This window comes from Mycobacteriales bacterium (assembly GCA_036497565.1).
In the GTDB taxonomy this organism is placed as follows: Bacteria; Actinomycetota; Actinomycetes; order Mycobacteriales; family QHCD01; genus DASXJE01.
This window is the reverse complement of sequence record DASXJE010000209.1, coordinates 1-7743: the sequence shown is the minus strand read 5'-3', so window position 1 is coordinate 7743 and position 7743 is coordinate 1. Positions and strand designations below refer to the sequence as shown.

8 protein-coding genes are annotated in these 7743 nt (G+C 66.2%); 3 read left to right on the top strand and 5 right to left on the bottom strand.

The features are described 5' to 3' along the window. Nucleotides 1-62: 62 nt before the first annotated feature. Together VGH85_17165 and VGH85_17160 are read left to right on the top strand one after the other, a co-directional pair. Nucleotides 63-983: an NADP-dependent oxidoreductase gene (locus VGH85_17165; GenBank protein HEY2175540.1), complete on the top strand. Its 921-nt coding sequence runs from the start codon at nt 63-65 to the stop codon at nt 981-983. A 91-nt stretch (nt 984-1074) separates the two neighbouring features. Next, nucleotides 1075-1593, top strand: coding sequence for a YceI family protein (locus VGH85_17160; protein ID HEY2175539.1), 519 nt, complete (start codon nt 1075-1077; stop codon nt 1591-1593). Between the two features lie 35 nt (nt 1594-1628). Here the strand turns inward: VGH85_17160 and VGH85_17155 are convergent, their stop codons facing one another. Both VGH85_17155 and VGH85_17150 read right to left on the bottom strand, forming a co-directional pair. After that, the gene (locus VGH85_17155; GenBank protein ID HEY2175538.1) at nt 1629-1928 is read right to left on the bottom strand and encodes a hypothetical protein; all 300 of its coding nucleotides are present in this window, start codon (nt 1926-1928) and stop codon (nt 1629-1631) included. Between the two features lie 71 nt (nt 1929-1999). Beyond that, nucleotides 2000-2860: an MBL fold metallo-hydrolase gene (locus VGH85_17150; protein HEY2175537.1), complete on the bottom strand. Its 861-nt coding sequence runs from the start codon at nt 2858-2860 to the stop codon at nt 2000-2002. A 550-nt stretch (nt 2861-3410) separates the two neighbouring features. On the opposite strand from VGH85_17150, the gene VGH85_17145 reads away from it, so the two are divergent. Then, on the top strand, nt 3411-4292 hold the full coding sequence (locus tag VGH85_17145) for an aminoglycoside phosphotransferase family protein (protein HEY2175536.1): 882 nt from the start codon (nt 3411-3413) through the stop codon (nt 4290-4292). A gap of 104 nt (nt 4293-4396) precedes the next feature. Here VGH85_17145 and VGH85_17140 read toward each other — a convergent pair whose 3' ends face one another. From VGH85_17140 to VGH85_17130, 3 genes are all read right to left on the bottom strand, one after another. Next, nucleotides 4397-5383, bottom strand: a complete 987-nt coding sequence (locus tag VGH85_17140) for a hypothetical protein (GenBank protein HEY2175535.1) — start codon at nt 5381-5383, stop codon at nt 4397-4399. A 175-nt stretch (nt 5384-5558) separates the two neighbouring features. Continuing rightward, nucleotides 5559-6722, bottom strand: a complete 1164-nt coding sequence (locus tag VGH85_17135) for an endo-1,3-alpha-glucanase family glycosylhydrolase (protein ID HEY2175534.1) — start codon at nt 6720-6722, stop codon at nt 5559-5561. Further along, nucleotides 6719-7743: hypothetical protein (locus VGH85_17130; GenBank protein HEY2175533.1), on the bottom strand; the 1025-nt coding region annotated here is incomplete at its 5' end. The genes VGH85_17135 and VGH85_17130, both read right to left, overlap by 4 nt.

The window sequence follows — 7743 nt, the reverse complement described above, 5'->3', positions numbered from 1 at the left end:
CCCGCCCCGGCTATCAGCAGCCACGAAGTAGCGACCATTCAGCGAGTCAAGGGGAGAGCGTAGTGAAAGCGGTCAGATACGAGGAGTTCGGTGGGATCGATGTCTTGCGGGTTGTTGAGGTGGAACGCCCGGTGCCCGGGGACGAACAGGTCCTCGTGCGGGTGAAGGCGGCTGGCATCAACATCAGTGAGGCCGTCATCCGCACGGGGGCGGTGGCGCAGCTGTTCCCGTCGACGTTCCCCTCCGGGCAGGGCAGCGACCTCGCTGGGGTCGTCGAAGATGTCGGCGTTGGGGTCAGCGGATTCTCGCCCGGCGACGAGGTGATCGGCTTCTCTAACAAGAGGGCCTCACAGGCCGAGATGGTCCTGGTCGAGGCCGGCGATCTCACCCACAAGCCGGAGAAGGTCTCATGGGAGGCGGCCGGCGGCCTGTACGTCGCAGGCACTACGGCGTGGGGGGTAGTGCATTCAGTTCAGCCCGAGGAGGGCGAGACCGTCGTCATCTCCGGAGCCGCCGGAGGAGTTGGCTCGCTCGCTGTCCAGCTCGCCCGCCGTACTGGGGCCGCGGTCATCGGCCTGGCGAGCGAGAGCAATCACGATTGGCTGACGAGCCACGACGTGGTACCGATCGCGTACGGTGTCGACGTCGCGGACCGGATCAGGGTCGCGGCGCCGGGCGGCGTGGATGCGTTCATCGACACCAACGGCGACGGGTACGTCGAACTGGCGCTCGACCTCGACGTCGCGGCCGAGCGGATCGACACCATCGTCGATTATGCGGCCGCAGCGAAGTACGGCGTCAAGACTGACGGAGGCGCAGAGGCAGGGCCGGGCGCGAAGGTGATTGCCGAGCTGGCCGGCCTGATCGCGGACGGGCACCTCGAGGTGCCGATCGCGAAGGTCTACCCGCTGACACAAGTCCGCGAGGCATACACCGAGCTCGAACGCCGCCACACCCGCGGCAAGATCGTCCTCAGACCCTAGCCCGCTTAATGACCGACGCATCGTCTAGTTGATTGCGAAACCACAGGCCGGGAGCTAATACCCGCGGCCCCGGGAACAGAAAGGCAACGTTATGGCTACCGCCACCGTGCAGATCCCAGGAACGGGGACTTACCGGATCGACCCGGCCAGCTCGTCGGTGAGTTTCACCACCCGGCACTTGTTCGGACTGGGCGCGGTGAAGGGAAGCTTCGAGATCCTCTCCGGCGAAGTGACCATCGCCGACCCGGTGACCGCCTCGACCGCGCGGGCAGTGATCGATGCCGCCAGCTTTTCCAGCAGACACCGCCAGCGGGACAAGGATGTCAAGTCCGCGAACTTCCTGCACGTCCAGGAGCACCCGCACATCGCGTTCGAGTCCTCCCACCTGGCTCGGGAAGGTGACGGCTGGGTGCTGCGCGGGCAGCTCACCGTCCGGGGCCACAGCGACCCGGTGGATCTGGCCGTGACCGAATCCCGCGCCAGCGGTGATGGCCTGACCCTGCGCGGCACCACCCGGATCGACCGGTACGCATTCGGCCTGACCAAGAAGAAGGGTCTGGCTGCCCGGTACCTCGACCTCGAGATCACTGCCCACGCCACCCCCGGCTGACCCGGACGGCAACCGGGCCTTGGCGCCGACGGTGTCTACATTGACAGGAAGGGCGTAAAGAGACGGACCGGGCCATCAGTCAGGTTCGCTCTGAGCTCGGCGCCCAGCTCGCCGAGGAGTTCGCTGGAGACCAATCCCGCCGCGAGGATTGCTCCCCCGAGTTCGCCAAGGTTCGCGGCGTGCTCGAGGAGTGCCTCGGAGTCCCTGTACCGCTGCAGCGTCCCAGTGTCCTTGGCCCGTACGATCTCCATGGCTTGAGCAGACAATCGCTTGAACTCCTCGAGCTTGCCCACCTCGTGAAACTCGAACCGACCGATGCCCTGAAGCTCAGTCACTGCCCCCGCCCCCAGTCTCTTGCAATCGCATCCGATCAAAGGGCACAGACACTAAGATCGTTCCGCTCCGGTCACGGGTGGACCTGCGAGCCGAAGCCGAGGTCGAGACGGATCGACTCGAGGATGTGGAACGCCGTGCTGGCCGTGTAGACGTCAGCGGCGGCGAGGACGCCGGTGTACTTCTGGATGACCGGCGCGGTCGCATACGCGACCTGCGCGTCCTGGTACGTCTTGACCGCGGCCCAGGAGTTGTTCCCGTACCTGGTGAAGAACGGGGTGGGGTCGACCGCCCCCAAGGCTATCTTGATGTTGTCGATGAGGTCGGTCACGTACTGCTGGTACACGGCCACGTCGTCGCGGGCGCCGAGCCGGCCCATGTGGCCGCCGATGAAGTGCGTCCATGGGTAAGCCATGGCGATGGCCGGGGCGGCGATGGAGGCGGGAACGTCCTCGTTCAGGTTGAAGCTGTCGTACGGCACCCAGCCGGGCAGGATGACGTCGACCAGCATGAGCGTGTCGTGATCCGGGAAGTGGATGTAGATGTTGTCGGGGGTGTGGTTGGTTCCGTGCCACGCCAGGTCGATCCGCTCCCCGCCGACGTGCAGCCTGCGGTGAGTCTCGAACGTCACGTCAGGCACCGGCCGGGTCGGGTCGTTCTCGCTTGCCAGCAGCACCTTGGTCTCGACGTGCCCGACGCGGACCACGTGGCGGCCGAACAGCGACGAGGCGCCGAGGTGATCGGCATGGTGGTGCGAGTAGACAATGTGAGTCACCTTGTTCGACACGCCGTTGGCGGACGCAATCTGGTTGATGGCGCGCTGCAGGTTGGCCCCGATGCTCGGGGGCGCATCGAACAGCACCACCCCTTCCCGGGTGGTCAGGAAGGCCGCCTGGTAGGTGCCGTCGGTGACCCAGTACAGATTCTTCTTCACCGGCCCGACGAAGTAGCCCTGCGCGTTGAGGGCCGGGCCCAGCGCGGACGGCGGTATCGGCGCGTAGTCGGGGAGGGTGTCGGCCGACGCCGGTTCGGCGAGGGCGCCCCCCGGCCACGGTGGCCACCGCGGGGACGGCCGCGATCGCCGCGCTCCGCACGAGGAACGAGCGGCGGTTCAGGCCTGAGTTGGATGGCTTCGGGGCTGAGGTGGATGACATGGTCGTCCTTTCCAGACGTACGACAGGAGGGGAAGACGGCTCGCTGATGCCGCCATCTCCGCGGAGACGGCGCCGAAAACACATGTCATGGCGCGTCTCCCTCCGGTCATGAACGGACCTACCCGTTCAGGATCTGATCAGACTCACCACCGGGAAGGTGAGAAGCCATCACCGGAATCCGGTGGTCTAGAGGCGGTCTGCGGTGGACTACGCGGCAGTCGGTTGGTCGCGTCGATGGTCAGGTGGCAGGCCACGAAGGGGCTATACCGTGGTGACACGAGGCCTGCGAGGCACCAGCGGCTGCCGCGGAACGGCGGAAAGGATCGAGGAGTGAACGTCGACGCCGAACCGACGGTGGAGTTGGTCCGTCAGCTGTTGGATGAGCAGTTCCCCCAGTGGGCGGACCTTGATATCACGGAGGTGTCCTCGCAGGGCTGGGACAACCGCACGTTCCGCCTCGGGTCCCAGATGTCCGTCCGACTACCTAGCGGCGACGGCTACGCACCTCAAGTCGACAGAGAACAGCGCTGGCTACCTTTCCTGAGCCAGCGCCTACACACGCCCATCCCATCGCCCGTCGCCAAAGGCCTTCCCTCGCGGGCGTTCCCCAGGGTGTGGTCGGTCTACCGCTGGTTGGACGGGGTGCCGCTGGACGAGACCGAGACGGTCGACCTCGGGGTCATCGCCGCCGACGTAGCGGCGTTCCTGTGTTCGCTACAGGCGCTCCCCACCCCTCCGGGAGCGCCCACACCCGAGCAATCCAACGGCTTCCGCGGTGATCTCTTCGACCGGTACCTCGCCGAGGGGGAGGCGGCAGTACCAATGCTGGGCAGGCCTTTGCGACAGCAGGCCCGGAAGTGGCTGCAGGAAGCGACGGAAACCTCGTGGTCAGCCGCCCCAGTTTGGGTACACGGAGACATGGCTGCGGGCAACCTCCTGACGCGGGAAGACCGACTCGGTGCAGTCATCGACTTCGGATGCATGGCCGTCGGCGACCCCGCCTGCGACCTGACCGTCGCGTGGACGACCTTTGACGCACGTAGTCGCGAGGTCTTCCGTCATCACGTCGGGCAAGACCCCGAAACGTGGCGCCGAGCCCGGGGGTGGGCTGTCTGGAAAGCAGCGATCACCCTGAAGTCCGCTCCCGAGGACTCAGCCAAGCACCAGGGCGCACAGCGAGCCATCCGTGAGCTGTGGGGCGACGATGCGTGATGGCAGAGCGCCTAGGACGATTCGCGATCCTCGGGGTAGTGCTGATCGTGATCGGTACCCGGATAGGCGTTGGTCCACGGGCAGCGATGCCGGTACGCGGCGGGTCAGCGCCGAACAATGATCGACTTCAGGACGTTGAGGTAGGTCTTTCCGTACCGGAGGAGGGGCACGACATACGTCCCTTCCGTGATCTCGTTCCAGGAGATCAGCGTCCACCCGTCCGGATGCGACGCTGAGTTCCCTGCGAACAGTGACCGCATTGTCTGGCCGTTGTCGCGCGGCACGCACGTGGACGTGTGATACAGCAGGCTGGCGTTGTAGCCGGGTATGAACGGCGCGAGCCAGGTCTTCGGACGGCCGTCGGGGTTTTTCGCCTTCCTTACCGTGGCGGCGAAGCGGTGCAACGTCGCGAACGACGAGCGGTTCTTGATCGGATTCTGGCTCGACCAGTAGTAGCTGGTGCCGTCGAGCAGGGCGGCGCGTCGGTTGTCCCAGCTGGCCGGCTTCTCGTCGCCCATGAGGTAGAACCGCGACCTGAAGGTATGCGAAATGACGGCGAGGTCGTGGTCGCTGTACTTCCACGTCCCCGCCATCACGACCTCCGGGCGGCGCGAGAATCTGTGGTTGAGAGCGGAGTCGCGTCCGTACCGCGACAGGAAGTACTTGAAGTCGTTGCGGAATTGCGTCGTCGTCAGGTGCCTCGCCGATGACTGGTAGTTCAGGATGATTGAGAAGTGGCCTCCCCGCGCATTGATGCGATGTACAGCGTTGAAGGTGTACTGGAGTCTTTGGTTCAGAGCGGTCGACGACGGATCCTGCGCAGGAGTACCCGCCCCGATCCAGTTGACCACGAATCCTGTCAATCCGGCAGCAGCTGCCAATTTGACGTCGCGAGCGATCGTCGCCGGATTGGCCTGGTCGTATTGGAGACCGGGGCTGATATCGGTCTCCACATTGCCCGGGTACCTGGTCACGGCGTTGCAGCCCGACGCGTCGAGGTGCGCCGGCAGCGGTTCGGCACCGCGCTGCGTAGGGTAGCCCCGCCCAAGGTGGCTCAACCAGTGACCACGGTCCCACCACAGGTAGTACATGGCGAAGACGGGCGGAGGGTCCGCCTGCTGGCCGCCGGTGCCGGGCGAGCCGGTCGGCGAGGACGAGGACGCCGTCGTGCTTCCGGTGCAGGACGCGACCAGGAGGGCGGTCACGAGGGCGATCCATACGGGAGCCGCTCTGAACCGTCCAGCGATGTGGGGTCTCCGCACGCGACTATCCGACCAGCGTCTTGGTCCGGTTGACCTTGCGGCCGGCTGGCCGACTCGTCGGCCGACCCCACCGACAGCGTCGTCCGCCGAACAGGATGAGAGCGCCCACTCCAACCAGGCACAACAGGGTCAGCAGGCCAGCCGCCCGCAGGCCGGACCACGGCCCAGGTCGTGCGGTCACCCGGTGCACCACGCGGCTGTACCCGACATCGTTGCCACGGGCAGCCAGGAACTTCCGCAGCGCATTGAACTCTTGGCGGCCGTAGCGCTGGCCCGGTTCGATGTAGGTGTTTTCCGACCACTCGTTCCAGCTGATCACCCCGACCGCATCGGGCGAGCTCGCGAACGCGTTGGTGAGGCTGTTCGTGAGGGTGGCGCTGCCTGCCCGATCGACGACTCGCAAGTGCCCGAGGGTCCGCCCGTCGAAGCCGGGTGCCGCCGGAGCGACCCAGATGCCGTCGTGCGCGTGCACCGCCGTGGCGAGGTCCTTGAGCCTGCGAAGGGTGAACGACGCTCGCGGATTGGCCGACGACCAGTAGTACGCTTCGCCGTCCACCTCGGCGGCTACTCGTTGATACTGTTCGGAGTCCTTCGAGGTCGCCAGCAGGAAAGCCCGCCCGGCCAGCATGGCGCGTACGGACGCGATGTCCGACAGCGAGTACTGGTCGGTGCCCGTCCACGCGATCAGCGGCTTACCGAAGTCCGTCGCGTTGAGCGCCGGCCCCCACCGCTGCATCAAGAAGCTGAGGTCGGACCGAACCTTCGCAGCAGGCAGCGGCTCCCGGGCGAAGTCGAGCGCCTCGTACACGACACCGACCTGGAAATCGAGCTCGGACGCGACTCGCAGCAGCAGGTCCAGGCGGCGATTGAGCTGCGGCGTGCTCTTCCACGACGTCAGAAACCCGTCGATGCCCGCGGCCTTGGCCTCTTCGATCTGGTCGCGCAGTATGTGCGGGTCGTCGCTGCTGTACGTGCCCACGAGCGGATAGTCGGCCTTGGCCCGGCGCCACGAACCGTGGTCGTACCACTGGTAGAAGTACGCATAGACCGGGACGTGGTGGGTGCTCGTCGGCCCCGTCGGCGCCGCCGCCGCGGGCGACGCGTCCAGCACCATCAGCGCGCACATCACGATCAGCACGGCGCGTATCAGCCATCGGCGGAACCTCATGGTGTCTCCGACGGGTCCTGGCTCCGCCGTCGTCGGGCCATGGCCCGCCCGCCGAAGATGATCAACGGCACCATGATCACGGCGACCGCAATGATGATTGCGGCGTCGGTAAGGGTGACAACCCGCAGATTGACCGCGTCGTTGCGCGAGACGAGGACGCTGGTCTTACCGCCCGCTACAGCCGAGTCGATCCGCAGCTGGTAGAGGCCGCGTACCAGGGACGGGAAGACCGCCGCACCACCCTTGCCGATGTGTCCGGCGAATCTCGAGCCGTCTGGCCGGGTGACGACGAGGCGCGACCCGACCTCCGAGCCGAACACCGCATCGCGTGTGGTGACGCTCAATTGGAATACGGCCAGGCTGATCGACCACATCGACGCATCCTCCGGCCGGAAGTTCTGGCGCCCGTCGAACACGGCTTCGGACCCGTCCACACGCACCGAGGAGAGCGTGTATCGGACCTGACGGGATTCCCAATCCGAGCCGATCCTGGTCGCCACCCGATCGAGCAGCAGCGCGGGAGCGCTGAGCTCGTCGCCGACCAGGCGCACGTCGTTGCTGCCGTAGGACATGCGCAGATCGTGAACGCGTGCTACCGGCACCGGATGGTTGGCCAGGTCGAAGAAACGCAGCTGCACCGGACGCCGAACGTCGAGTGCGGCCACGAGTCGCCGTTCACCCGGACGCCTGGGGGGCAGCTTGTTGACGCGCAGCGCGGAGACGTTCAATCCCCCACCTGCCTGTGAGGTCGCCAACTCCAACCTGTCCTTGACGTTGTTGAGATCGGTGACCGGAGCGGACGCGGTGCCGTCCGCACCGGTCGTGATCGTTGCTCCGTCCAGGGTGAAAAGGACGCCGGGCGTGCTCGGCACCGTTCTGATCTCGACGATGCCGTGCACCGGCTCCAGGCTCAGCGGCCACAGGCGATGGACGTACGGATCGAAGCGGCCGTTCTTCGTGGTCAGTGAGACGCCAGGCCCGGACACGACACGATCGACGGACCAAGTCACCGGTATCGGCG

What these genes read in the sequence shown, in the direction of transcription:
- VGH85_17160 (HEY2175539.1), top strand. Translation starts at nt 1,075, where the DNA reads ATGGCTACCGCCACCGTGCAGATCCCAGGAACGGGGACTTACCGGATC.
- VGH85_17140 (HEY2175535.1), bottom strand. Translation starts at nt 5,383, where the DNA reads ATGTACTACCTGTGGTGGGACCGTGGTCACTGGTTGAGCCACCTTGGG.
- VGH85_17135 (HEY2175534.1), bottom strand. Translation starts at nt 6,722, where the DNA reads ATGAGGTTCCGCCGATGGCTGATACGCGCCGTGCTGATCGTGATGTGC.